Annotated in this window: 37 protein-coding genes, 3 tRNA genes and 1 pseudogene; 29 read left to right on the top strand and 12 right to left on the bottom strand. The window is 65.0% G+C overall.

All coding sequences use genetic code 11. The features are described 5' to 3' along the window. Positions 1 to 10: 10 nt before the first annotated feature. The 11 genes from VHD82_RS20215 to VHD82_RS20265 all read right to left on the bottom strand — a co-directional run bounded on the left by VHD82_RS20215 (position 11) and on the right by VHD82_RS20265 (position 6,534). Positions 11 to 541, bottom strand: a complete 531-nt coding sequence (locus VHD82_RS20215) for a hypothetical protein (RefSeq protein ID WP_325705914.1) — start codon at positions 539 to 541, stop codon at positions 11 to 13. 60 nt (positions 542 to 601) lie between these two features. Continuing rightward, entirely contained in the window at positions 602 to 1,414 is an 813-nt protein-coding gene (locus VHD82_RS20220) for a hypothetical protein (protein ID WP_325705917.1), read from the bottom strand. Beyond that, positions 1,411 to 2,844: a phage portal protein gene (locus VHD82_RS20225; protein ID WP_325705920.1), complete on the bottom strand. Its 1,434-nt coding sequence runs from the start codon at positions 2,842 to 2,844 to the stop codon at positions 1,411 to 1,413. The genes VHD82_RS20220 and VHD82_RS20225 overlap by 4 nt, the downstream gene beginning before the upstream one ends. Beyond that, on the bottom strand, positions 2,844 to 4,535 hold the full coding sequence (locus VHD82_RS20230; protein ID WP_325705923.1) for a hypothetical protein: 1,692 nt from the start codon (positions 4,533 to 4,535) through the stop codon (positions 2,844 to 2,846). Before VHD82_RS20230 ends, VHD82_RS20225 begins: the two co-directional genes overlap by 1 nt. A 13-nt stretch (positions 4,536 to 4,548) precedes the next feature. Next, complete coding sequence (locus VHD82_RS20235; RefSeq protein WP_325705926.1) at positions 4,549 to 4,704, bottom strand: hypothetical protein; 156 nt, start codon at positions 4,702 to 4,704, stop codon at positions 4,549 to 4,551. Positions 4,705 to 4,780: 76 nt separating this feature from the next. After that, positions 4,781 to 4,852: transfer RNA gene (locus VHD82_RS20240), tRNA-Trp, on the bottom strand. A 25-nt stretch (positions 4,853 to 4,877) separates the two neighbouring features. Beyond that, positions 4,878 to 4,949 (bottom strand) — tRNA-Asn (locus VHD82_RS20245). A 113-nt stretch (positions 4,950 to 5,062) separates the two neighbouring features. Further along, positions 5,063 to 5,135: transfer RNA gene (locus VHD82_RS20250), tRNA-Pro, on the bottom strand. A 178-nt stretch (positions 5,136 to 5,313) separates the two neighbouring features. Beyond that, entirely contained in the window at positions 5,314 to 5,568 is a 255-nt protein-coding gene (locus tag VHD82_RS20255; protein ID WP_325705928.1) for a hypothetical protein, read from the bottom strand. Beyond that, positions 5,568 to 5,951, bottom strand: coding sequence for a hypothetical protein (locus VHD82_RS20260; protein ID WP_325705931.1), 384 nt, complete (start codon positions 5,949 to 5,951; stop codon positions 5,568 to 5,570). Before VHD82_RS20260 ends, VHD82_RS20255 begins: the two co-directional genes overlap by 1 nt. A gap of 289 nt (positions 5,952 to 6,240) precedes the next feature. After that, positions 6,241 to 6,534, bottom strand: a complete 294-nt coding sequence (locus tag VHD82_RS20265; RefSeq protein WP_325705933.1) for an HNH endonuclease signature motif containing protein — start codon at positions 6,532 to 6,534, stop codon at positions 6,241 to 6,243. A 712-nt stretch (positions 6,535 to 7,246) separates the two neighbouring features. On the opposite strand from VHD82_RS20265, the gene VHD82_RS20270 reads away from it, so the two are divergent. The 17 genes from VHD82_RS20270 (at position 7,247) to VHD82_RS20340 (ending at position 15,204) form a co-directional block, all read left to right on the top strand. Continuing rightward, complete coding sequence (locus VHD82_RS20270; protein ID WP_325705936.1) at positions 7,247 to 7,477, top strand: hypothetical protein; 231 nt, start codon at positions 7,247 to 7,249, stop codon at positions 7,475 to 7,477. A 2-nt stretch (positions 7,478 to 7,479) separates the two neighbouring features. After that, entirely contained in the window at positions 7,480 to 7,644 is a 165-nt protein-coding gene (locus tag VHD82_RS20275) for a hypothetical protein (protein ID WP_325705939.1), read from the top strand. Positions 7,645 to 7,784: 140 nt separating this feature from the next. Beyond that, positions 7,785 to 8,168 carry a hypothetical protein gene (locus VHD82_RS20280; protein WP_325705942.1) on the top strand — a complete coding sequence of 128 codons (384 nt, stop codon included), beginning with the start codon at positions 7,785 to 7,787 and terminating at the stop codon, positions 8,166 to 8,168. A gap of 272 nt (positions 8,169 to 8,440) precedes the next feature. After that, on the top strand, positions 8,441 to 9,196 hold the full coding sequence (locus VHD82_RS20285; protein ID WP_325705946.1) for a hypothetical protein: 756 nt from the start codon (positions 8,441 to 8,443) through the stop codon (positions 9,194 to 9,196). A gap of 72 nt (positions 9,197 to 9,268) precedes the next feature. Next, on the top strand, positions 9,269 to 9,874 hold the full coding sequence (locus VHD82_RS20290; RefSeq protein WP_325705949.1) for a hypothetical protein: 606 nt from the start codon (positions 9,269 to 9,271) through the stop codon (positions 9,872 to 9,874). A gap of 148 nt (positions 9,875 to 10,022) precedes the next feature. Next, entirely contained in the window at positions 10,023 to 10,379 is a 357-nt protein-coding gene (locus VHD82_RS20295; RefSeq protein WP_325705952.1) for a hypothetical protein, read from the top strand. Positions 10,380 to 10,393: 14 nt separating this feature from the next. Next, positions 10,394 to 10,702, top strand: coding sequence for a hypothetical protein (locus VHD82_RS20300; protein WP_325705955.1), 309 nt, complete (start codon positions 10,394 to 10,396; stop codon positions 10,700 to 10,702). Then, entirely contained in the window at positions 10,645 to 10,986 is a 342-nt protein-coding gene (locus tag VHD82_RS36850) for an HNH endonuclease (RefSeq protein ID WP_414637551.1), read from the top strand. Before VHD82_RS20300 ends, VHD82_RS36850 begins: the two co-directional genes overlap by 58 nt. Before the next feature lie 18 nt (positions 10,987 to 11,004). After that, on the top strand, positions 11,005 to 11,385 hold the full coding sequence (locus VHD82_RS20305) for a hypothetical protein (RefSeq protein WP_325705957.1): 381 nt from the start codon (positions 11,005 to 11,007) through the stop codon (positions 11,383 to 11,385). Positions 11,386 to 11,398: 13 nt separating this feature from the next. After that, positions 11,399 to 11,629: a hypothetical protein gene (locus VHD82_RS20310; protein WP_325705960.1), complete on the top strand. Its 231-nt coding sequence runs from the start codon at positions 11,399 to 11,401 to the stop codon at positions 11,627 to 11,629. A gap of 113 nt (positions 11,630 to 11,742) precedes the next feature. Beyond that, positions 11,743 to 11,907 carry a hypothetical protein gene (locus VHD82_RS20315; protein ID WP_325705962.1) on the top strand — a complete coding sequence of 55 codons (165 nt, stop codon included), beginning with the start codon at positions 11,743 to 11,745 and terminating at the stop codon, positions 11,905 to 11,907. Positions 11,908 to 12,288: 381 nt separating this feature from the next. Further along, positions 12,289 to 12,807: a hypothetical protein gene (locus VHD82_RS20320; protein ID WP_325705965.1), complete on the top strand. Its 519-nt coding sequence runs from the start codon at positions 12,289 to 12,291 to the stop codon at positions 12,805 to 12,807. Between the two features lie 92 nt (positions 12,808 to 12,899). Continuing rightward, positions 12,900 to 13,169 carry a hypothetical protein gene (locus VHD82_RS36855; RefSeq protein WP_414637553.1) on the top strand — a complete coding sequence of 90 codons (270 nt, stop codon included), beginning with the start codon at positions 12,900 to 12,902 and terminating at the stop codon, positions 13,167 to 13,169. Further along, positions 13,141 to 14,037, top strand: a complete 897-nt coding sequence (locus VHD82_RS20325) for a RecB family exonuclease (protein ID WP_325705968.1) — start codon at positions 13,141 to 13,143, stop codon at positions 14,035 to 14,037. The genes VHD82_RS36855 and VHD82_RS20325 overlap by 29 nt, the downstream gene beginning before the upstream one ends. Before the next feature lie 84 nt (positions 14,038 to 14,121). Then, on the top strand, positions 14,122 to 14,493 hold the full coding sequence (locus tag VHD82_RS20330) for a hypothetical protein (RefSeq protein WP_325705971.1): 372 nt from the start codon (positions 14,122 to 14,124) through the stop codon (positions 14,491 to 14,493). Next, positions 14,490 to 14,906, top strand: coding sequence for a hypothetical protein (locus VHD82_RS20335; protein ID WP_325705973.1), 417 nt, complete (start codon positions 14,490 to 14,492; stop codon positions 14,904 to 14,906). The genes VHD82_RS20330 and VHD82_RS20335 overlap by 4 nt, the downstream gene beginning before the upstream one ends. Continuing rightward, entirely contained in the window at positions 14,896 to 15,204 is a 309-nt protein-coding gene (locus tag VHD82_RS20340) for a hypothetical protein (protein WP_325705976.1), read from the top strand. Before VHD82_RS20335 ends, VHD82_RS20340 begins: the two co-directional genes overlap by 11 nt. On the opposite strand, the gene VHD82_RS20345 is transcribed toward VHD82_RS20340, so the two are convergent. After that, positions 15,188 to 15,388 (bottom strand): hypothetical protein, encoded by a 201-nt coding sequence (locus VHD82_RS20345; protein WP_325705978.1) that lies wholly within the window; start codon positions 15,386 to 15,388, stop codon positions 15,188 to 15,190. The two genes, VHD82_RS20340 and VHD82_RS20345, sit on opposite strands and share 17 nt — an antisense overlap. A 160-nt stretch (positions 15,389 to 15,548) precedes the next feature. On the opposite strand from VHD82_RS20345, the gene VHD82_RS20350 reads away from it, so the two are divergent. The 12 genes and pseudogenes from VHD82_RS20350 (at position 15,549) to VHD82_RS20400 (ending at position 21,254) form a co-directional block, all read left to right on the top strand. Next, on the top strand, positions 15,549 to 16,379 hold the full coding sequence (locus VHD82_RS20350; RefSeq protein ID WP_325705980.1) for an AAA family ATPase: 831 nt from the start codon (positions 15,549 to 15,551) through the stop codon (positions 16,377 to 16,379). A gap of 10 nt (positions 16,380 to 16,389) precedes the next feature. Beyond that, complete coding sequence (locus tag VHD82_RS20355) at positions 16,390 to 16,524, top strand: hypothetical protein (protein ID WP_325705988.1); 135 nt, start codon at positions 16,390 to 16,392, stop codon at positions 16,522 to 16,524. Between the two features lie 43 nt (positions 16,525 to 16,567). Next, complete coding sequence (locus VHD82_RS20360; protein WP_325705991.1) at positions 16,568 to 16,912, top strand: hypothetical protein; 345 nt, start codon at positions 16,568 to 16,570, stop codon at positions 16,910 to 16,912. Then, a complete protein-coding gene (locus tag VHD82_RS20365; RefSeq protein ID WP_325705993.1) occupies positions 16,909 to 17,412 on the top strand; it encodes an endonuclease VII domain-containing protein in 504 nt (167 codons plus the stop codon). Before VHD82_RS20360 ends, VHD82_RS20365 begins: the two co-directional genes overlap by 4 nt. A gap of 32 nt (positions 17,413 to 17,444) precedes the next feature. Then, positions 17,445 to 17,636: pseudogene (locus VHD82_RS36860) on the top strand (CHC2 zinc finger domain-containing protein); the annotation flags it as partial. 34 nt (positions 17,637 to 17,670) lie between these two features. Further along, complete coding sequence (locus VHD82_RS20370; protein ID WP_325705995.1) at positions 17,671 to 18,336, top strand: toprim domain-containing protein; 666 nt, start codon at positions 17,671 to 17,673, stop codon at positions 18,334 to 18,336. Between the two features lie 10 nt (positions 18,337 to 18,346). Continuing rightward, a complete protein-coding gene (locus VHD82_RS20375; RefSeq protein ID WP_325705998.1) occupies positions 18,347 to 19,123 on the top strand; it encodes a metallophosphoesterase in 777 nt (258 codons plus the stop codon). A 31-nt stretch (positions 19,124 to 19,154) separates the two neighbouring features. Further along, positions 19,155 to 19,796, top strand: a complete 642-nt coding sequence (locus VHD82_RS20380; protein WP_325706001.1) for a hypothetical protein — start codon at positions 19,155 to 19,157, stop codon at positions 19,794 to 19,796. 104 nt (positions 19,797 to 19,900) lie between these two features. Continuing rightward, positions 19,901 to 20,533 carry a hypothetical protein gene (locus VHD82_RS20385; RefSeq protein ID WP_325706004.1) on the top strand — a complete coding sequence of 211 codons (633 nt, stop codon included), beginning with the start codon at positions 19,901 to 19,903 and terminating at the stop codon, positions 20,531 to 20,533. Positions 20,534 to 20,617: 84 nt separating this feature from the next. Then, positions 20,618 to 20,836 (top strand): hypothetical protein, encoded by a 219-nt coding sequence (locus VHD82_RS20390; RefSeq protein ID WP_325706007.1) that lies wholly within the window; start codon positions 20,618 to 20,620, stop codon positions 20,834 to 20,836. Next, positions 20,824 to 20,991: a hypothetical protein gene (locus VHD82_RS20395; RefSeq protein ID WP_325706010.1), complete on the top strand. Its 168-nt coding sequence runs from the start codon at positions 20,824 to 20,826 to the stop codon at positions 20,989 to 20,991. Before VHD82_RS20390 ends, VHD82_RS20395 begins: the two co-directional genes overlap by 13 nt. Further along, positions 20,988 to 21,254 (top strand): hypothetical protein, encoded by a 267-nt coding sequence (locus VHD82_RS20400; protein ID WP_325706013.1) that lies wholly within the window; start codon positions 20,988 to 20,990, stop codon positions 21,252 to 21,254. Before VHD82_RS20395 ends, VHD82_RS20400 begins: the two co-directional genes overlap by 4 nt. The last annotated feature ends 7 nt before the right edge of the window (positions 21,255 to 21,261 follow it).

Below are 21,261 nucleotides of genomic sequence, written 5' to 3' on the forward strand. Positions count from 1 at the left end.
TCTATGCCTTTCAGTTGATACCGAGCGCGGACTTCAGGCTCTGGAGCAACGGGTCGCCGTTGAGCGCCAGAGCCGGGTCGCCGCCTTCAGGCGAGCGATCGACCGCAGGAGTACGGGTGGTGCCAGTGCCGAACAGACCGGCGAGCTTGGAAGCGTGAGTGGCGATCTCATCCGCGTTGGACCCCTGAATGAGTCCGGCGAACTCGTCCGCGCGGGACAGCGTCTCCTCGGCCTTGTCGCCAGAGAGAGCGCCGAATGCGGCGCGCAGCTTGACGACATCGAGCTTGGCGACGTCGCGCTCTGCCTCAACGTCCTTTTTGGACTTCTCGGCCTCTGCGAGCTTCGCCTCGAACTCGGCTGTGACAGCGGCCTTCGCTTCATCGACCGCCGAGTTCTTCGAGGTGCGGTACTTCGCCGCCTCGTCGCGGAGTTCGGAGATCGTGGTACGTGCCCACTCCGGGAGCTGGTCGACGGTCTGCGGCGCCTGGCCGCTGGGCGTCTGGGTGCCCTCGGTACTTTCGGTGCTGGCCTGTTCGGTCATGGGGGATTGCCTCCTGGGCATGAAAAAAGCGCCCGCCCGGGGCGCTCGGGATTGGTGGTGCTACGCCGCGATCGCGAAATCGCGGACGTCGAGTTCGCCGCTCTCGACGGCGCGGCGGAAGGCGTTCAGCGCGTCCTTGCCGCTGTAGCCCTTGGTGGTGTCGGCCCACGCCCGCTCCGCTCGGAGGTAGGCATCTCGGCCGGGCCAGTCGCGACGGTCGAAGACCGGGACTACCTTGCAATCGCATCCCGGGTGCCAGCGGGTCATCATCTCGTCGATGGCCTGCTGTGCATCGATATCGCCGTGTTCGGCCTTGAGCCACAGGTCGGTGGCGCTGGTGTCGTTGAGGTCCAGTCCCGCGTCCTCGGCGGACGAGTAGACCGGGCCTCGGGAGACGAGCATCATGCAGAAGCCGCACGTCTCTCGGCCCGTCGCGACGCGTGCCCATCCCTTCGCTACCCGGTCCGTGTCAACGGCCCGGAGAAGCGTTCTCCGGCCGCCGTTTTCTACTTCCTTGGCGGCGCGGAGGGCGACCTGCGCGGCGGCTTCCTGAGAGGCGCCTGGCCTGCTCATCGCTGCGCGTGCTGGTTCCATCGCTTCTGCGAACCACTCCGGGCGGTACGAGGCGAGGAACGAATCGTGTCGCGGTAGATCGGGATTGTGCTGCGAGCGCTGGGAGTCGTAGAACTCCCGGCCCAGCTCTGCCGCCTGCGTCCGAGCGTCTGTGACGTACGGGTACAGGACGGCGAGCAGGTTGCCCCAGTCCCGGCCATTGAGCCGGGGAGCGCGGAACACGTTGACGAGCTGGAGAATCAGTGCGATCAGTGCGTTGGAGATGCCCTCCTGCTGGCTGGCGTACTCCTCGGCGTTCACGCGGCTTCAGCCTCCGGGGTCGGCCCCTCGTCCGGTGTGGAGGACCGTCCAGGCTCCTGGAACCTCGGTCGCACGAGCGTGGCGAGCTGACTCGTGGCGCTCTGCCGGTCCCATTGCTCCATCTCCTGTCGTTCCTCGACGGAATAGCCGAGATCGACTCGGGCGCGCTCGATCGGGATGACCGGGCGGCCGTCTGGGGTGGCGGCCGTGGCGAGCTTGACGACGGCGTCCGCCTTCGCGGCGAACGTCGGCGTGGCGGGGTTCCGCCAGAGCGTCTCCATGCGGTGTGCGGAGCGGTCCAGCTTGCCGTCCATGAGCAGCAGCGCGATTCGCATCGCCTGCTCCCAGGCACCGCCAAAGATTCGCTGTTTCCGCTCTGCCACCTTCACCAGGCGGGTCTCGCTGGCGCGGATGGCGTCTGCCGACGCCGGGTTGTCCGACGTGAAACTCAGGTACTGCGGCGGGAGGCCGGTGTACGAGGCGGCCTGCTTCGTGAGGTAGTCGAGAACCTCGGTGAAGTTCCGCAGCTCCGCTGCACTGAACTGCTGGGCCTTGCCGTCCGAGTCCTCGAACGCGAGGATGCGGGCGATGTACGCCTGGAACACCTTGTACGAGTTAGACGGATCGTCGGTCAGGTCCTCGGGCTTGACGCCGAAGAGAAGCCTCTGCGGGACGGCCATTAGCTCAGCAGTGGTCTGCATGTTCATCAGCGCGCGGGCCATCGCGTCCGTTGTGGACCGGATCTCCGTGGTGATCTGCGAGGCGCCGTAGATGTCGGTCAGTAGCGACCGATTCAGCAGCGGCACGACCGGCACGACACCGAGGTCGTGCTCAACCCGGAAGTCGACTGTCCAGCCCCGGGCCGACTTGACGTATCCCGTTGTGGAGACCGGCGTGTAGAGCGTGACGTAGTCGGGGTCGGGGTTGTCGGCGGCGTACGTGACGTCGTCGCGGAGCACGCGGACCGCGTTGCGGACACGACCGGTGCGGCTGTTGACGTCCGCCCAGACGCGCTCGGGACCCTCGACGGTCAGCTTGGGGACCTCGGGGTCGTCCAGCGGGTCCTCCGGGTCCGGCGCGGAGCCGAGGATGTACGCGCGGCCGTGGATCAGGGCCTCGGTGTGGCCGAAGCTCGACGTCTCGTCGAGGTTGTTGGCCTGCCACCACTCCCAGATTCGCTTGTCCGCTCGGGTCTCACCGGCGAGCCGGAAGCCCTCGATATCGAGCCGCTCCTCCAGGGCGCTGATATATGTCCGGGACAGCCCAACGCCCGCGAGCAACTTCCGCATCTCCGGCGGCGTCGCCAGGCCGATCTGCGTGGGCTGGGCCGTGCCGTCGTAGTACGCCCGGTTGGCGCTGAGGCCGTTCTGATGCCCGTCGAAGTCGTTGACGAGCTTCGTCAGGAGGGCGAGATCGTTTGCGTCGGCCATTACCGCATCACCGTCACCTTTCCTGTGCGGGCCTTCTTGGACATGAGGAACTCCTGCCTTGCGCCGAATGCGAGAACGGCACACACGGCAACGTCGATCTTTCGAGACGAGTCCTTGCTCGCCTTGCCAATGGAAATGGCGTCGTAGTTGGTTGGGCGCCGGTGGGCGTTGAGCACATGGGACTTCAGGACCGCGTCGCCGTTGTGCTTCAGCTCGCCTTCCAGGACCGCATCCAGGAACCGCTCACAGTCGAACGCGAAGCGTTTCTTCTGGCCTCGCATGTCGAACGCCACGGGGTTACCCGGGCTCGCGTTGACCTTGAGCTTGCGCTTAAAGTCCCGGCCCCACTGGTCCACGTACGCCTCGAACTCACGGACGTCGGCACGCATGGCCACAACGTCGTAGCGCTCGAAAGCCGACCGGACCGTGGCGTCCACCTGCTCGCGCGGCACTTCTCCGCCGGGGCAGTTCTCCGGGTTCCAGACCTTGAGCACGAACAGCGCACCGTCGTCGACTCGGCAGGCCACCAGGGCTGTCCAGTCGTTCGATTTCGAGCCGTCGAAGCCGAGCGTGATCCGGTCCTTGGGCTGCAAGACGAGCGTCGGGTCCCAGATCTTCTCGGAGCCCCACTCGTTAGGGGCGATCCAGGAGTCTTCGGCCGCGTTGATCTGGTTCAGGAACTTCCGGCGCGACTCAGAGATCGCGTTGTTGACGTCCAAAATGGACGCAATGATGACCTCAAGGTTAAGCCAGACCGCGTCACCCCTGGCGACAGCGAGTCCGGCACGGAGGCGGGCTATGCCCTCCTCGTAACCTTGCGGATCATCGTCCGGAGACGGAATCTCGGAGACCGGCGTGTCCGCCGGGGATTCGAGGGCGTCGTAGAGGATGCCGGTGTCGATGGCCTGTCCACTTTGGACAGCCTGGTAGCTGTCCCACAGGCGCTCACCGACCGAGTCCTGGCCGGGGATGTGGGCGTTACAGATCGCGAGGTACCGGGCGACACCGCCAGCGGACTTCGTGACGTTGCCTTCGATGACGTCGAACATCGCGTGGCCGTCGTTGGACTCGATCCACCACTGGACTTCGTTGAGCACCACGAACGTCGGGCGCTTGCCTTCCAGGGCGAGCGGGCTCGACGTGACGCCTTCGATCATCCCGCCTGCGCGGGTGTAGATGATGGTCTTGTTGATGTCCAGGCCGTAGTCCGCCTTCAGGCGCCCCGAGATCATCGCGGGGAACAGCGTGAACGTGTTCCGGGTCTGGTCCTGGCTGACCGCAGCGATCTGAATCCAGGCGCTGGCGCGCGGCTTTCCGATCAGAGATCCCGCCGCGTCGAAGTGCGAAAAAGCGACGGGGCCGCACAGCTCGGCGAGACTCATCGCGGCGACGAGCGGGTCCTTACCCCAGCCCTTCAGGCGTCGCAGGATGCCCGCGCGGTAGGCGAAAACGCCGTTCTCATCGACGGCGTACCACCACAGCAGGAACCGGGCCTGTTCCAGCGTGGGCAGGAACGGTCGGTCGGGGTCGCCGGGCATGGATACGTAAGCGGCCAGCCAGTTGATGACGCCCCACCCCAGCGTGCGCTCGGGGAGCCAGTAGCCGCCGGTCCGCAACCGGCGCCAGGTCGGGCCGATGACGTGGCTCGGTGCGGGGAGGAGATCCGGGAGCCGGACTTTGGTGTTCCGCACTCCCGATCACCTCCTATATCTCGATGGGCGTGGCGAAGCCGTAAGGCAGTTCGTCCTCGTCCGGCTCGTCGACCTCGGACTCGTCGACTGCCGCGCCGAGCAACTCGTCGGCGCCCAGGAGGTCGATCGCGAAGATCTCGAAGCCGAAGAGGCTGAAGCGGATGACCATGCGTGGTCCTCTCGGCTGGTCTGGACAAGAAAGAGCCCCGGCCGCGTGCCGTGCAGAGGCGGGTCCGGGGCATACGCATGGGCGCGAGGAATCGAACCTCGTACGGCGGTTTTGGAGACCGCAGCCTCGACCAGTCGGCCTCGCCCATCAGGCCCCAGCGCACCGGGGCGAAGCTCCCTGGGATGGACTCGAACCACCAACCGCGCGGTTAACAGCCGCGTGCTCTGCCATTGAGCTACCGGGGAACGGGGGCCGCGCGCGGACCTTCCTTCTAAATCCGCACCGCCCTGTCTACTGGTTCGGGGCCAGCAGGGGCCGGTATTCGCCCCCCGGCCGGGGGTCGCGCTCTCGCGCGGTCGTCGCCCTGCCGGGAATCGAACCCGGCGGTGCCCATCTCCGCGATGGGTGCCTTGCCACTTGGCCAAGGGCGGTGTCCGGCCGACCGACCCTCGCGCGGGACGGCTCGTTTACGGCCGAGAAGCCAGTGCCAACGGCCGGACACCCACGGACAGCGGGCTCTCCAGGACGTGACTCCGTCACGGCCGTTGGCTAGGTGGACCGGGGAGCCAGCGCGGAGAGGAGGAGACGCGCGGCTCTACCCGGCCCGGTTCAGGAGGAGCAGGCCCGCCGGTACCACTCGGCGGGGTCTGCCCCGATGTGTTCCATCACGTCGACTACGACGTGGTTGGCGTCGGCCACAGCGACGCCTTGCTCGATCACCCACTGGCGTAGGCCGAAGGTGTAGTCCCGGAGCGCCCCGGTGGGGTCGCTCCCGAGAGCTGGCGCCAGGAAGGTATCCGGCAGGGCCTCGACGAGCGCGGGAACGGACGATCCCCGCCGCCGGGCCCGCTTGGACCGGGCCATCAGGTGCCCCACCGGGCTTGAGCGGCCTTCCGGGCGCTGTCCGTCCGGCTCATGGGCTTGACCGTCCCGCCGCCAGCGGCGCCCGATTCCTCGTCGGGCTCCGTGAGCTTGAGCTGGCGCATCAGGGCCGCCAGAGTGGCCCTGTGCTGTCGGATCTCGGCGAAGAGAGGGTGGATAACCTCCTGGCCTTGGCTCCCGTAGGCGGTCAACGGGGCCGTTTCGAGGCCCTTTTGCAGCCGTTCGATGATGTCCGCCTCCCGGGCGGCATCCTCCAGGATACGAAGCTCGTCGGGGCGAAGATCCCACTCTTCGGAGATGCCCTTCCACAGGTTCCGGCCTGCGGTTTTCAGCCCGCGAGGGGCCTTCGGCTTGGTCTCGGTCATGGCCCTCCTCGGGTTGTCTCGGTGCGCCGGGATACCCCCGGCGAAGTGGGAAAATACAGGCTCGTGCGACGCATCGGACCGGGCGAACGCTATACGCACCGATCCCACATGCGCGGGGGCGGGGTATACCCCCTGGGGGTACAGGGTATGTCTGTCCTGAGTGGACAGAGACAGCAACGCGAAGGCGTTGCTGCACAAGGAAAGTCCTGCGAAAGCCAGCGCGGCGGCACCCCAGCGGGTACCCCCTGCACAACCCCCTGCCTGCTGTAACTCAGCGCAGGGGCAGCGCCTAGCGCCTGCCCGGGTGCCTCTCTGCGGGGCGTGCCCGCTGTGCCCGTAGCCGTGCCCGTGCCGCTACCCCCTCTGCACTGGACTTGCCCGAGTGGCACGCGCTGCACACAGCGCGGAGGTTCCCTAGCGAGTGGTTGTCCCCCGGTGTCACGTGGTCTACGTCGGTGGCATTGCCCGTACAGGTAGGCCCCTGTATCTGGCACCGGTACCGGTCGCGTTTCAGAACGCGAACCCTTCGGGCGTTCCAATCATTGGGGAGTCGGTCCCTACGGGCCGATCCCTGCCAGACCATCGGACAGCCTCTCTCGCGCGCTCACGCGCCTAGTGGGAACGCTTGGGGCGTTCCCCTTGGGGGCCGCTCTCCGGCGGCCCTACAGAGCTACTAGGGGAGCGCTTGATGCGCTCCCTACTGGGTTGGACTAGGCGGCCCTTTCGGGGGCCGCTACTGCACTGGACGGGCCCCAACCCCCTTGTTCCCCCTTCCCCAAGTCGGAACACCGTTACCCGCTCCGATCGGTCACGCGGCAGGCCCCGACCGCTTAGGGCCAACCCCTTGACCAGCGGAAACACGGAGAGCCCTTGAGAGGCTCTCCCCCGAACGGGTGACGTTCTCAATTCGTCCTTGACCCGTGCCAGTGGCACCCGTAAAGTCTCTCTTGTCAGGCCGAACGGGACACAGAGAGGCCAGACAGGGGAACGGCAGACCGAAGGTCCTCCCGGACACGCGGAGCCGGTAAACCCACGGGAACCTTGACAGGACACCCTCGGATCGCTGGGAAGCGACGCGAGAGGCACATAGATAGTGACCAGGCACAGACACACGTGCGACGGTCGGGGCCGGGCGGCCCACGGATTACCGCCCGGTTTGCTGGAAAACACGGCGCTAGCTCGCCGCAGTCTTAGCCCGACCGCCGCCACCTGGATAACGGAGCTTGTCACCCGCGCTAGGAAGCCGGTGCGTCGCGGTAACGACGCGCAAGGGGTTCGATTCCCCCGGGTGACGCATGGTAGAAACGAAGATCCTCATCGACGTGGTGGCGGCCGGGACGGCCATCATCATCGCCCGTGGTCTGGATCGACAAGCACGCGTAGGACGGGACGGAAATCGGTTCTACGTGGAAGATGCGGACACGGAGCAGCACCTAGGCTACGCACGCAGCTACCGGGATGCCGGGCGGGTTGCGGCAAGGGCATGGGGCATCACGGATTACACGATCGAACTCGACAAGGAGTAACCATGTTCCGATCCACCTACGTATTCGACCCGCGCGAGGCCTCTGGGTACGTGTTCGTCGGCCCGGCGTTCATCGCTCGCATCGTTGCCCGGGTCCGCAAGCTGGACACCCTTCCCGCAGAGGACTACTGGCGCCAGACCATCCGCGCGGAGTCCGAAGAGGTTTGAGGCCCGACAGGTGCAGGGGCGGTTCGATTCCGCCCCCGGGCACGTGCTCCCGGTTGTCACGGTGTGGCGGCCGGTGAGCGTCCATTTGCCAGGATCGATTTTGTACCCGTGCCAGTGGCACGAAGACAGGAGATATGGTCATGACTGCCACCCTCGACACACCCTCCGCTCTCGCCCGTGACCTCGAATTCGAGGGTGGGTTCAGCGTGAACCCACGCACCGGACAGGCGCCCGTGAGTGGCTACGCGGTGAGCACCAACCCGGAGTGCAACCGACAGTTCACCGGCCGAGTTACGGCCGAGGACATCAGGTCCTACGCGTTCGATCACGCGCCCATCCTGGTCACGGGTTCCAAGATCCTCGGAGCGTGGCTGGACACGGAGACCGGCATTACCCACCTAGACGTTTCGACCGTGGTCTACGACAGGTCAGAGGCCTTGGCACTCGCCCGCAAGCACGGGGAGCTTGCCGTGTGGGACGTTGCCCGGGGGATCGAGCTGCGGACGGCGGAGGTGGCCGCGTGAGCTTCCTAGCGGAAACGGTCGAAGCGGTACTAGAGACGTTCACGGTCGCGTGGTCAGGCGATCTCGCGAAGCGTGATCCCGAACTAGTGCACGGCACCTGCGATGAGGCTGTGTGTGACGTGGAACAGGGGGACACGCTCGCCGTGCTGGTGCGGACGGCGCTGCACCATGCGGCTGATTGTGGGTCATAGCCGGACGCCCTAGGTGCTTCCGGTGCGATCGCACCGGGGGTGCCTTGTGCGCCCGCCACCAACGCCTGAGAGGACAAGACCATGGCTGCCAAGGTGCAACACCCATACTCGCCGGAGCAGTACACACGCGTTGTGGAACTCTGGCGCCGCTTGCTGGACTGCCACATCGTAGAAGCGTACGAAGTTCAGGCGTACGGGCGCCTCTCGCACGTCGGCCGGATCGACGACGTGACCCTGTACGAACTGGTCCTGTCGGACGGCGAGGAAACCGGCGACCTGTACCCGGTGACGCTCAACCTTGTGTCCTATTCGGACTATGGCGGTAGCGACATCGATGCGGCAAACGTCCGTGCGTTGAAAGACGTTCCGGGTGTCATCGTGTCCGACATCGATTTCGGGGGCAAAGCGGCAACCGCCACGCTCGGAGAGCTTCCGGACACGGAAGACACGGAGGATGGCATAAACCGTCTTGAGTCCCTTGTGTACTCGATCGAACACATAGCCGAGTACGTGCTACTGGACGAGGAGACCCACTCCGAGTACGTGACCGAACTCGCCGAGGAGGCATGGGACCAGTACCTAGGCTCTGACGTTCTGTCCGAAGTGGAGACCGCGCTAGGACTGGATGACACGCTGGACACGCTGGACGTGTTCGGGTTCTCAGAAGACGACATCCGAGAGCTCTACTACGGATTCGAGGGCACGGAGTTCTACGCGGAGACAGCCACGTCCGTGGTGAATGCAAACCATGTGGACGCTATCGCCTACGTCGTCGGGGAAATTGTAGAGGCGTGGCGTAAGCCGTACGTCGACCCCGCACAGCTTTCCCTGATCTAGCCGCTTGAGTGACCCCCGGACCGTGTGCCCGGGGGCCGCTTTGGTTGCTAGTCAACAGAAAGGGGTAAGGGCATGGCCGAATATGACGCGCTGGCAGTCGCGCGTGGTGTTGCTATGGACCTAGGAGACGGGTGGGAGGCCCAACCCGGGTACTGGTCCAACGGCGAGGATGCTCGGATTACCGGCCCCAACGGGGCGGGGCTGCATCTCCGGCTTGTGGACGCGTGGAAAGCGTCCGGCGAACGTCTGGAGATCTCCGGAAGCCTCGACCGTGAACTCTCGGATCGTTTGCCGTACAACGAAAAATCCTCGTTCAAGATCACGGTTACACCCGACAAGGCGCCTGCGCGAATCGCGGGCGATATCCGGCGGCGCCTACTGCCGGACTACCTCCCGACCCTGGCCTTTGCCCGGGCACGCAAGGCAGAGCACGACAGGGCCGAACAGGAGAAAGGCGAACGGTTGGACGGCTTGGCCGCCAACCTGCCCGACGCCAAGCGCGGGGGGCTTGAACGTGGCTCTGTGCTATTCGGTGGCGGCCTGTACGGCAACGGCACCGTACGCGGAGAGGTCAAAGAGTCGTACGACGGCGGTACCGAATGGATGGTTCGCGTCCAGAACCGCGAAGACGCTCTCGCGCTCGCAGCGTTCCTGTCCAAGCTCGCACGGAAGGCATGAGCCCCGGCGGTAGCTGACCACGGTCGCACGGTGTTTCGGCCCCGTGCGGCCACGTGAGCCACCGAAACGGAGAGGTTTAGAAGACATGACTGCCATTCTTACGCGTCCGTCCACTGTGTCCGTTCGGACGGTGTGGGGGTATGCCGACGTGACCCCCGGCGTGATCGACGACGAAGCCCGCCGCGCGTTCACCAACGGGCAGTGCCACGCCTTGGCGCTCGCGTTGAACGAAGAAACCGGGTGGCCGATGGTGCAGGTGGGTGTGCACGGGTACGGCGGCATCCCTAGACATTGGATGGTCGAGACACCCAACGGTGACTTGCTCGACATCAAAGGCCTGTCTACCTACGAAGACGTTGCCGATCGTTGGGCCGGGGACATCGTGTCCGGCGAGCCGGAGGATGCCTGGGCCCTATACGAGAACGGCAACTACCGACGTCCCGAAGTCGAGACTGCGCGCACATTCGTTCCCGCCGTACTCGAATACGTGTTCGTTTCCGACTGAAAGAGGTTTGGACCATGACCCGCTTTGCACGAGCCGCTATTGCAGTCGTCATCATCGGGGCCCTCGCGTTCGTCGGAATCACGCTCGCTCACGGCGGCCCGGGAGTCGACTACCCGACCGGCACGAACGCCGACCAGCGCGCCTACCGGAATTGCATGGCGTACTACCACGACAGCCCGCACTGTCGCGCGGACGTCTATGGCTACCTCGCGGTTCGGTACGGCACCGTGTCCGATAGCAAGTGGGAGGCCCTGATCGCGTCCGGATGGTCCGGCGTGCCGGGCGACGGGCAAGAGGCCCTGTACCCGCCCGTGGGTCAGTGACCGCCAAACGCGGTACGTCGAATCGCAACGCCCGGGGTAGCTCGACCGACCGACGACGGCGGCGAGCGTGGCTCTTGGTTCGGTTCGGCGACGGCCGGAAGGCTCCGTGCTACCGGTGCGGCCGGTTGCTCACGGAGCGGACCATCACGGTGGACCGTGTAACGCCCGGCGCCGAAGGTGGGACGTACCGGCGAGACAACATCCGACCCGCGTGCGGCCGGTGCAACTCCGAGACCGGCGGACAGCTCGGGGCTGCCCGGCGTACCCTCGCCCTGACGTGCTGAAAGAGAGGTTTGAAAGGCATGGCCACGATCACCCCGCAGGACACCTGCGACCACTTCATTGGCTCGGGCGCGCTGAGTTACTCCTGGTGGCGCGTATCGCGGTCGCACGGGACTGACACGGTGGACGCTCCCGACGACTGGTCCGTGACCGTCCGGGAGTACGACCCCGACATGGACACGGTCGGGGACAAGGCCATCGTGTTCGATCACAAAGCCTTGAGCCGGGCCGTCAACACGCTCGCGCGGACGGCCAAGGACAAGCGGCCGGAGTATCTCGGTGAACACGTGCTCCGCGAGTGCCGGACGTTCGTCGCGGACCCGGAGAACGCCGACTTCGACGCGGCGATGGCGGACGAGGTGCTCCAGTACATCGCGTTCGGCAAAGTGATCTACGGATAGGAAGGCTTGACTCGTGGCGGTTGGCGGATCTATCCGGCTGGACGAGGTCAGGGGTTTCAACGTCGTGACGACCCCCGACGGGTTTACCACGGTGACGGTGCGGGACGGGGGCGAGGGGCGCTTGACGGCCGAGCTGGTGTTGCCTACCGAGCTTGCCGCGCATCTGGCGCGGGCGATCACGATGTCCCAAAGCGAGCCCGGCGAACGGGTGACCTTGAAACACATGCGCCAATGGAGGGTCTGAGAGAGGTGTGACCGGCTGACGTAGCCGCTGACGCAAGTTGAGGGGTCGACCCGATGGTCGGCCCCTTTTCTTGTGCCCGCGTCTTGTACGGGCGAATGAGAGGCATGGGAGTCATGGCCGAGCGTGATCGTCTTCAGCACGGCGACCTGAAAATCGAGACCGTCCGTAACACGGACGGGTGCATCACGATCCGCATCGATCCCGGTACCGAGCGGGTCCGGATCATCACCTACGAGTACGGCGCCCCGGTGCTCGCCCGGGCACCGAAGGAGGTTTGACGTGCGGGAACTCGGAACGATCTTCCTCCTGCGCTTGACCAAGTGGAGTTGGGCGGTAACGCTTAGCTTCCTGGGCTGCCAGGTAATGACCCACACGGTGGGCTGATCCAAAACGGGTGGGACGTGTCGACCGGGGGGTCATGACGCGATTCCCACCGTGATCCAAGCCACGATGATGGCACCTGTAAAGGCTCGGTAATCTCCCCCTAGGTGGTGTTGCCCAAAATGGGGGAGAGATTTGCACGATGCGTGACGTTAAGCACAACGCTTGCCGCTGGGGGACAAGGGCTGTGATGGGACACGGAGCCTCGCTCCGCACACCCTCTTTGACACGTGCCAGTGTTAGCGGTAAAGTTTCGGTAACGCTACCAAGGAGTAGGAATGCCACCGAAGCCGCAGATAACTCACTCGATGGTCAAAGAGTTGGTAGACATTCACGGGCTGTCGCTCACCGAGGCCGCCGAGGCCCTCGGTGTTTCGAAGCAGCTCGCTAACTACCACCTGCACAACACGGGGCCGGGCTACATCAGCCCGGCGCGAGCGGCACGCGAGTCCATGCCGTGGAAGGACATTCGGCCGGAGCACATCCACGGGGCCACGCCGTATGCCCGTGCCGCTTGGCACGCGGAGTACATCGCTACCGGGGGCGAGGGCATGTCCAAGAGCAAGCTGCGATACCTGCGCCAGTGGTATCAGCGGCTGAAGAAGTACAACGAAGTGCTGGTCTACGACCCGGCTATTCCGCCGCATCGCGGAGTGGCTACCGGCGGGTGGGACTACGTTCCGCGCGAGGAAAGTGATGACGAACTCCTCTTTCGCGCTAACGAGTACACCACGGTCACCGATGAGACCAAAGTGGACTGGCGGCTGCCCGATGAAGAGGATTGGCCGCGCGAATAGCTCAGAGGAGAGACATGTCCGAAACCCCGAGAGTCATCGCTTTCAGCGAGACCCGCCTGTCAGCGATCATGACTCGGGTAGAAGACGGGCGAATGCTTAGCGTGTACAGGAGTGTTCTCGTCAAGAACCACAGCGACCTGTACGCGCCCGTCCGGTCGTTCCTGGACGAGTACTGCACCAAGGAGGTTTCATCAGTCACTGTGTCGGATCGGAACATGATGTTCGGGAGAGCTGTCCGATCACGGGTCATGATTTACGACCAGTGCCCCGGCGGCCCGCACGAGTGCGCGGCCCTCCTGGTCCCGAGCGCCCGCATGGGCAGGGAGGTGAGGAGTGGAGAAGACCGAGTCACAGCCGGTTAAATACCGATCTGTCTCTCAGTACAACCAGTTCAAGAAGTGCCCCTATTCCTATTACCTGCAACGAAGGGTTCGCGCGTGGCAGAAGCCAGCCGCGTGGCTTCCGCAGGGCACGGCCGTTCACAAGGCGGCCGAGGAGTGGGAGAAGTCCGGCCGAGAGATGAGTCTCGCGGAGGCCCAGGCCATCTACACCCGTTCGTACGCCGAGGAAATCACGCGGTACTGCCAGGACACCCCCAACTGGGATTACTGGTTCCGCAGTGGTCCGTACAAGTGCCCGGAGGACGTCGACCGCCGGTACGAAAAAGGCTTCGAACAGGTCGAGGCATACGTCCGGTACTACACCGAGACGGCGCCGCGCGAAGTCATCTGGATCACGCCGGACGGCGAGCCTGCGATCGAGCTGGAGTTCGACATCGACCTCGACGGGGTCAAGGTCCGGGGATTCATCGACCAGATCACGATGGTCCAGCCCGTGGTTCCGAAGCCGCTCACCAAGAGCGGCAAACCGTCCACGTCCAAGAAAGCATTGGCCGAGTACGAGGAGCTGGTGGCGAACACACCGCTCGTCCCGACGCCGCGCGACATCAAGACCGGCAACAAGCCCGGCGACGCGTTCCAGCTCGCGACCTACGACGTTGCCGTCGAGGAGCAGTACGGGATCAAGGCCGACCAGGCGGACTACTGGATGGGGAGGCTTGGCAAGCCGACCAAGCTGTTCGACCTCACCGAGTGGACGCGCGAGCGCGTCACCGAGGAGTTCCGCTGGCTCGACGAGAGCATCAAGGCCGAAGAGTTCGAGCCCTTGCCCGACCCGGACAAGTGCAATTTCTGTTCGGTGAAGAACGCCTGCGAATTTTCCCAGGGCTGATTCTTTACCCGTGCCACCCCGCTTACGAGCGGGGTCCTTTTTATGGTCGGAATTTTGACTCGTGCCATTCGGAAAGGAGGAGACATGAACAGGGAAGACGCCGCCGAATCCGCACCGTGGTTGCTCCCGGCCGACGACCCCCGGCACGAGTGCAACTTCCGTGGTAACGGGGTCTGCGACGGGCCGGACTGCAACGAGGTCTGCAAGGAATGGGAGAACCCGGACCGAGGTTGGTGGAACGAGCACGGTCACCTGTCGTCCTGTCCGGTCTGGGGCGACGAGGAAATGATCGGGGTGTGCCTCTGCGGTCCGCCCCTGCGGGACGTCTGGATGCAGGTCCCCGGCAGCAAGCAAGGCGGCTGGTCCAAGGTGGCCGCCGCTGTCCACAAAGGAGAGGCCGACGTCTGGGAGCGGACGAGCCTCCACAAGATCCACACAGAGGAGAGCAAGCCATGAGCCAGGATCTCGTACGAGAGCGCCGAATCGCCCAGCACGACGCGGACAAGGTCGCGCGTGCCTTCACGGCCGCATTCCCGGCGCCCCGGGAGCGCGAGCCCGAGGTCGGTGACGTCGTTGTCCACTGGTGGGGTCGACGTACCGGGGAGATCGTCGAGGTGACCCACGACCGCCAGTTCAAGGTCCGGGAGATCGCGACCGGCGAGTTGGAGACTTGGCCGCGCAACCTGGTCCACTTCCCGAAGCCCGGCTCGCGGGTCGTGGCGCGCGGCACGATCGCGATGAGGGAGCTGACCGGCGAGTACATCGGACGTAGCCGCTGGCGCGGTGAATCCCTGATCCTGGCCGGATACCGCGTGGTTCCGGTCCTGTCCGTGACCCTGCAAGTGATCGAGGAGCCGCATGTTATTTAACCGAGCCAATCCGGAGCGTGAGTACCGCATCGAGGTCAAGTACGACTCCCGCACACCGAAGTGGTGGAAGATCTACGAGGGTCCCTGGACTCCGCACGCGGCGTATACGTACGAGAACACCACGGCCCAACTCCGGCGCGTCGTGGCCGTCCTGACGGATGCCGAAGTCGCCGAGGTGCTCAACGAGAACGAAAGCTTACGCCGGTTCGATGAGTACCTCGACGAGTATTACGTGATCGAGGGAAACGCGGGCGACCCGCCGAACCGGACCGCCGCCAACGTCAAAAGGCTTCGATAGCCGCGCGCTCGCGCAGGTTCAAGCCCACCAACCACATGAACGAGAGCGCCCCGCCGACCGCGCGGAGCGAGAAATCGAACACCCACGAAGGGAGAACACCCATGCCTTCTACCTCCACCGTTCCGACCCAGGGCGGCTGTCTCAAGACCCTGAGCATACCGGCCACCGTCGTGGCGCTGCTCATGATGGCTCTGCGGGGCCGGGGCGGGCGGACGAAGTGATCTTCGTCCTGATGGCCGCGTTCGTCGTCGCGTTCGCGGTCTGGTGGGAACTCAAGGGAAGGGAGGAGTGACCTGTACTCGCTGCTTCAGTCCAGGCGTGTGAGGGGCGAGGCCGGAGAGGCCTTGCCGATCGTCTGGAAATCCTTCGAGGAGAAGGAGATCATCTTTCGCCGTGGTCAGCTCGCGCTCATCAGCGCGGGCGCCGGTACCGGCAAGTCGGCGCTGACCCTGGCGTACGCATTGAAGGCCGCTGTGCCGACGCTGTACCTGTCGGCGGACTCTGACGCGTACACCCAGCTCTCGCGGGCCGTCGCGATGGTCACCGGCTGGAACTTCAGGGCGGCACAGGACGCCGTGCTGAAAGACCAGCTTGGTCCGGCCGAGGAGGCCCTGGCCGGTCTGCCGGTGAGGTTCAACTACCTGGCGTCCCCGACGCTGGGCGATGTGGAGACCTCGGTCGAGGCGTACGACGAGGTGTACGGCAGCTATCCGGATCTGGTGATCGTCGACAACATCACGAACATCCGGAGCGGTATGTCCGAAGAGGACGGAGACCCGTTCGCCGGTCTCGAAGGGTTGCTCGACTACCTACACACGATGGGCCGTGAAACCCAGTCGTGCGTGGCGGGTCTCCACCACGTGACCGGGCCGTACAACGACGGTGACAAGCCGATCCCGATGTCGGGCGTCAAGGGCCAGATCACCCGCGTGCCGGAGATGGTCCTGACCATGTTCCGGCCGGGGCCGGGGCTGATCGGTGTCTCGCCGGTCAAGAACCGTGGTGGCAAGAACGATCCTTCGGGCAACACCTACGCGGAGCTGGAGTTCGACGGCGACAAGATGTCGCTGTCCGATCCCGCCCACGGCGCCGCGTGGCGCCCGCCAGTGGTTGAGCACGACGAGCCGGGGTCGGACTTCGACCCGGACGAGGACGACCCATTCCTGGGCGATTGAGGAGATAGCAATGCTGGTTGGGATCATGTTCCTGATCGGGGGATTCCTGTGGCTGCGCGCAGCGGCCAGGGACAGCCATCCGTTTCCGACGATCATGTGCGCGGTGAATTTCGCCCTCGCTATCGTGTTCTTCGTGACGCTCTAAGCGCGTCCGTATTTTTACCCGTGCCACAACGAGAGGAGATAGCGTGGCCACCGCACGAGAGAAGGCACAGGAGAAAATCCGCAAGGCTCAGGAGGCCATCCTGGAGGCCCGGCAGGAACTTCGAGAACTGGACCGCCGTGATGAGCGATTCGGGCCCGAGCCCGGAGTCGACCACGTGATTCGGTTCAACCGCCGGTTCGCGCACTGCCGCACGAGCTACACGTACGCCGCGATTCACGCCCCAAACGGGTTTTGGTACCTGACCGGCACGGAGAAGCCCGAGCGGCTGTCCTGGGAGCATCTGAAGGGCTTCATCGGGGACAGCGGGTTCGAGATCGCAGCGGCCTGGAATCCCCGACCGTCGCAGCGGGAGGTGACCTGGGGGTGACTCGACCAGCCGGGCCGGTCTGCATCGACTGTATCGCCGATGGGGTAACGAACTACCGGCCGGTGGTCAACCGGAGCGGTAAGCCCTACGGCGGGCCGAGAAGCCCACGGTGCTACACGCACTCGAAGGCCCGGCGACGGTCCTCAAAGGACCGTCAGCACGCCGCGTACGTGATGAAGACGTACGGCATCACCGGCGAGCAGTACTGGGCGCTGTACGACCACCAGGGCGGGCGCTGCGCCATCTGCCAGCGGGCGACCGGTCGAGCCAAGCGGCTGGCCGTCGACCACGATCACGCGTGCTGCCCAGAGCTTCCGGGCTGTGGCCGGTGCGTCCGGGGGCTGTGCTGCAAGTCGTGCAACCGGGACGTGCTCGGGCATCTGCGAGACGACATCGAGGCGTTCCTGCGCGGGGCCGCGTACCTGCGGCATCCACCCGCGTGGGACGTCATCTACCCGGACGGGGGTCACTTCGTCCACCCGGACCGAATCGCGGCCTGATTTTTTTACTCGTGCCAGATTGAGGCGATCACATGGCGAATCCATTCGATGCGCCGATCACGAAAGTTCTGCTCGAATACTTCCCCGGCTGGGACCCGCCCGAGGACGTTCGGGAGTGGAATAAGTGCCTGTGTCCGAGCCACAGCGAAGACCGGCCTTCGGCCTCGGTTTCGTTCGAGCACAACGCAATCAAGTGTCAGGCGTGCGGATTCAAGGGAAACGTAGTCAGCATCATCATGAGAAAGGAGGGATGCGAGTATGGCGAGGCTATCAGCCGCGCAGAAGCAATTTCTGGTGGAAGCTACAAGCCGGTACCACGAAAGCCTGCCAGAAAGCCCGGCCGCCGAGTATTTGGCCAAGCGCGGTCTGATGGGAGCGAGCGTGGCCAAGGAGGTAAACCGGTTCCGCCTTGGCTACGTCGATGAGCCGCTGACCGGGCACGAGATGTACCGGGGGATGCTGGCCATCCCCTATCTGCGCCGCGACAACGACGGCCAGTGGAGCGTCGTGTCGATCCGGTTCCGCTGCATTCGGGAGGGGTGCGAGCACCAAAATCATGGCAAATACATGAGCCTCCCGGCCGACCGGCCGAGGCTCTACAACACCCTCGCGCTGATTACCGAGGACGACGAAATAGGCATGTCCGAAGGCGAGCTAGACGCGCTAACCGCGTCCGCGTGCGGCATTCCCACGGTAGGAGTTCCCGGAGTCGAGTCGTGGAAGGACCATTTCACCGAGCCTTTCCGGGGCTACGAAACGGTGTACATCTTCGCAGACGGGGACGACCCCGGAATGCGATTCGCCACCAGCGTGGCGAAGAAACTTCCGAACGCCAAAATCGTCCCCATGCCAAAGGGAGAGGACGTCAACAGCACCGTGCTTAAACACGGGAAGAAAGCCTTCCTCGGGAGGCTCGGAAAGTGAAAGGCCCTGAATGAGTAAGCGAATCGTCATCATCTCGGATACACAGATCCCGTACCACCACCGGAAAGCGCTGAAGGCGGTGCTCCGTTTCGTCGGCGACTACCAGCCGGACGAGGTGGTACAGATCGGTGACCTCGTCGACTACCCCCAGCCGTCCCGCTGGAACAAGGACTCGCGCGGCGAGTTCGAGGGGTCTGTCTTCGAGGACTCAGACGACGCCAAGCGGCTGTTCTTGGAGCCCTTGAGGTCCGTGTACGACGGCCCGGTCAAGGTCTTCGAGGGCAACCACGACGAGCGACCTCGTGTCTATGCGGAGAAGTACGCACCGGCACTGGCTCGGGACCCGCGCCGGTCGTACCACTTCGATGTGCTGTGCGACTTCGACGGCTTCGGCGTCGAGCGCCTGCCGACGTTCTACCGGTTCGCGCCTGGCTGGATCATGACTCACGGCCACAAGGGCGGGATCTCGCTCAACCGGATCGCGGGCAACACCGCGCTCCGGGCGGCGGTCAAGTTCGACAAGTCGGTCATCATGGGCCACACGCACCGGCAGGGGATCTTGCACGAGACCCGGGGCTTCGACGGCGACGGCAGGACCCTGACCGGGGTCGAGGTGGGTCACCTCATGGACCCGAAGCTCGCCAGCAAACAGTACCTCAAGGAGGGTACGGCCAACTGGCAAATGGGTTTCGCCGTGGCCACTGTGGACGGTCGCGGGGTGCACGTGAAGAACGTTCCGATTCTGAGTCGCAAGTTCGAAGTCGACGGCGAGATCTACGAGGTCTGATCCTTTACTCGTGCCACTTTGGGAGGGCGCATTGAACACCGAACAGGACGAGGCGCTCGCCGAGATTCTCCATGACATTCAGCGCGCGGCGACGCGTGTCGGACGGGAATGGGGAGCGGTGACCACTGTCGAGGACATCGAGCAGGAGATCACGCTGCACCTGCTGGATAAGCGAACGGTGAAGCGGCTGGCAGAGTTCGACCCGGCGGCGCGTCGGGAGACGCTCTACCGGATCGGTACACAGCTCGCGGTCCAGGAGAGGGTCGATTACGACCACTTCACGGGCAACTTCCTCTACAGCACAAGGGATGTCCGGGAGATCCTGGGGCGCGGCACGCTCCACGAGCAGCGCGAGCGGACCTACACCGAACGGCTCGACCTCGACGAGGCCACGGCCCTGCTCCGGGACAAGAACCCTCGGTACGCCGAGCTGATCTGGAAGCGGTACGTCCTGGAAGAGACCGTGACCGAGAAGATGGCGCTCTCCCGCGCGGTCGACTCACTGACGGACTGCATGAACCAGATCAACGCGGCTCGTCGTCGCGGCTACGACCAGGGGCCGGGCTCCCGCGCAGTCATCAGCAACGACCAGGCCCGGCAGATCTCCCGGGACGACTACGCCGGTAACGGCAGCGCCAAGCGGGCGCTGAACCCCGAGTACATGGAGGGATAGCGATGTACGACCCCGAGGACCTCGACGACTACGAGTATCAGCAGGCCCTGTACGAGGGCTGACCACTGGTCAGTCCACATTGCACACAACAGAGAGGTAACTAAGTGAGCAACGACAACTACGACCCGTTCGCTGACGACGCCCCGGACGAGGCGCAGCAGGGCCGCGCTCCGAGCGAGCGCCAGCGCGGTAGCAGCCGTGGTCCGTGGGACGACGAGGCGTCTGCCCCGGCACCGGCTCAGGGGGCCGGTCAGCCGATCACGATCAACGCGGGCGGCGAGGGCAAGCTCGTGGCCACCTTCAAGGGTGGCTCCGGCTTTGAAGCTCCGTGGCTGGTGGTCCACGCCAAGGATCTCACCGACCTGGAGGAGACGCTCTCGGACGGCAAGCGCCTGGCGGCTCTGCTGACCAGGATCAAGCGCATCGGCGCCACGTTCGCGGGCAAGGACGACGCGTCCGGCGGACAGCGCTCCGGCGGCCAGCAGTCGCGCGGCGGACAGCAGCAGCGGGGCGGCGGTTCCAGTCAGCAGCGCAACGAGCGTCCGGCCGGGAAGCCGGAGGCTGCGGACGGCCCGCCCAGGGGCGTGGAGCAGGAGTACTGCGACCACGGCGACATGATCTGGCGCACCGGCTACAACGAGCAGAAGAAGAAGTCCTGGGGCGGGTTCTTCTGCCCGCTGCCTCGGGACCGTAAGGACGAGCAGTGCGACCCGGTGTTCCCGCGTCGCGGCCGGTAGTCCATTCACAGGCACGTCTTTTTACCGGTGCCACCGGGGCGGGGCTTCGGCTCCGCCCCTTGGCGCCGCACTGAGAGGAGACACATGACACGCCGCACCGAGCGCTCCGTGATCCACACGGACGTCGAAGCCGAGGCCACCCGGTCATCGGACGGGGCCGACACGGTCACGCTCCGGCTGGGCTACGCGAATAGCGCGAAGCACCCCACGACACAGACCGTCCACCTGACCGACACGGCGGCGCGGAACCTCTACGCCGCTCTGTTCCTGGCGCTGACAAAGGAGCCCGGATGGTCACGCTGACGATCTACTTCAAGAACGGGACCGTCCTGTCCCAGGAAAACGTGACGCTGGAAGAGGGTCTGGCGAGCTTCACTGTCCACACAGGACCCGGCGAGTGGTCCGTAGTCACCCGAGCCAACGTTCTCTACTACGACGTCGAGGAGATCACCGAATGAGCGCACAGCAGAAGATCCTCAACGCGGGCCTGGTCATTCAGGCTGCGCTCAAGGACATCGCGGACGGGCTGCTGGCCCTGGACGAGTCGGCACCCGTGGTGAACGCGGGGCGCACCAACCAGAAGCGACTCACCCAGCGCGAGGCGGGTCGCATCCGGGAGTTGCACGCGACCGGCGAGTGGACACAGAAGGCGCTCGCTGAGGCCTTCGACATCAACCCGGCCACGGTCTCGCGGATCGTCCGGGGCATCTACTGGAAGTAGGGGGTTG

The sequence above is a fragment of the Amycolatopsis sp. genome, from assembly GCF_035546795.1.
Classification (GTDB): Bacteria; Actinomycetota; Actinomycetes; order Mycobacteriales; family Pseudonocardiaceae; genus Amycolatopsis_E.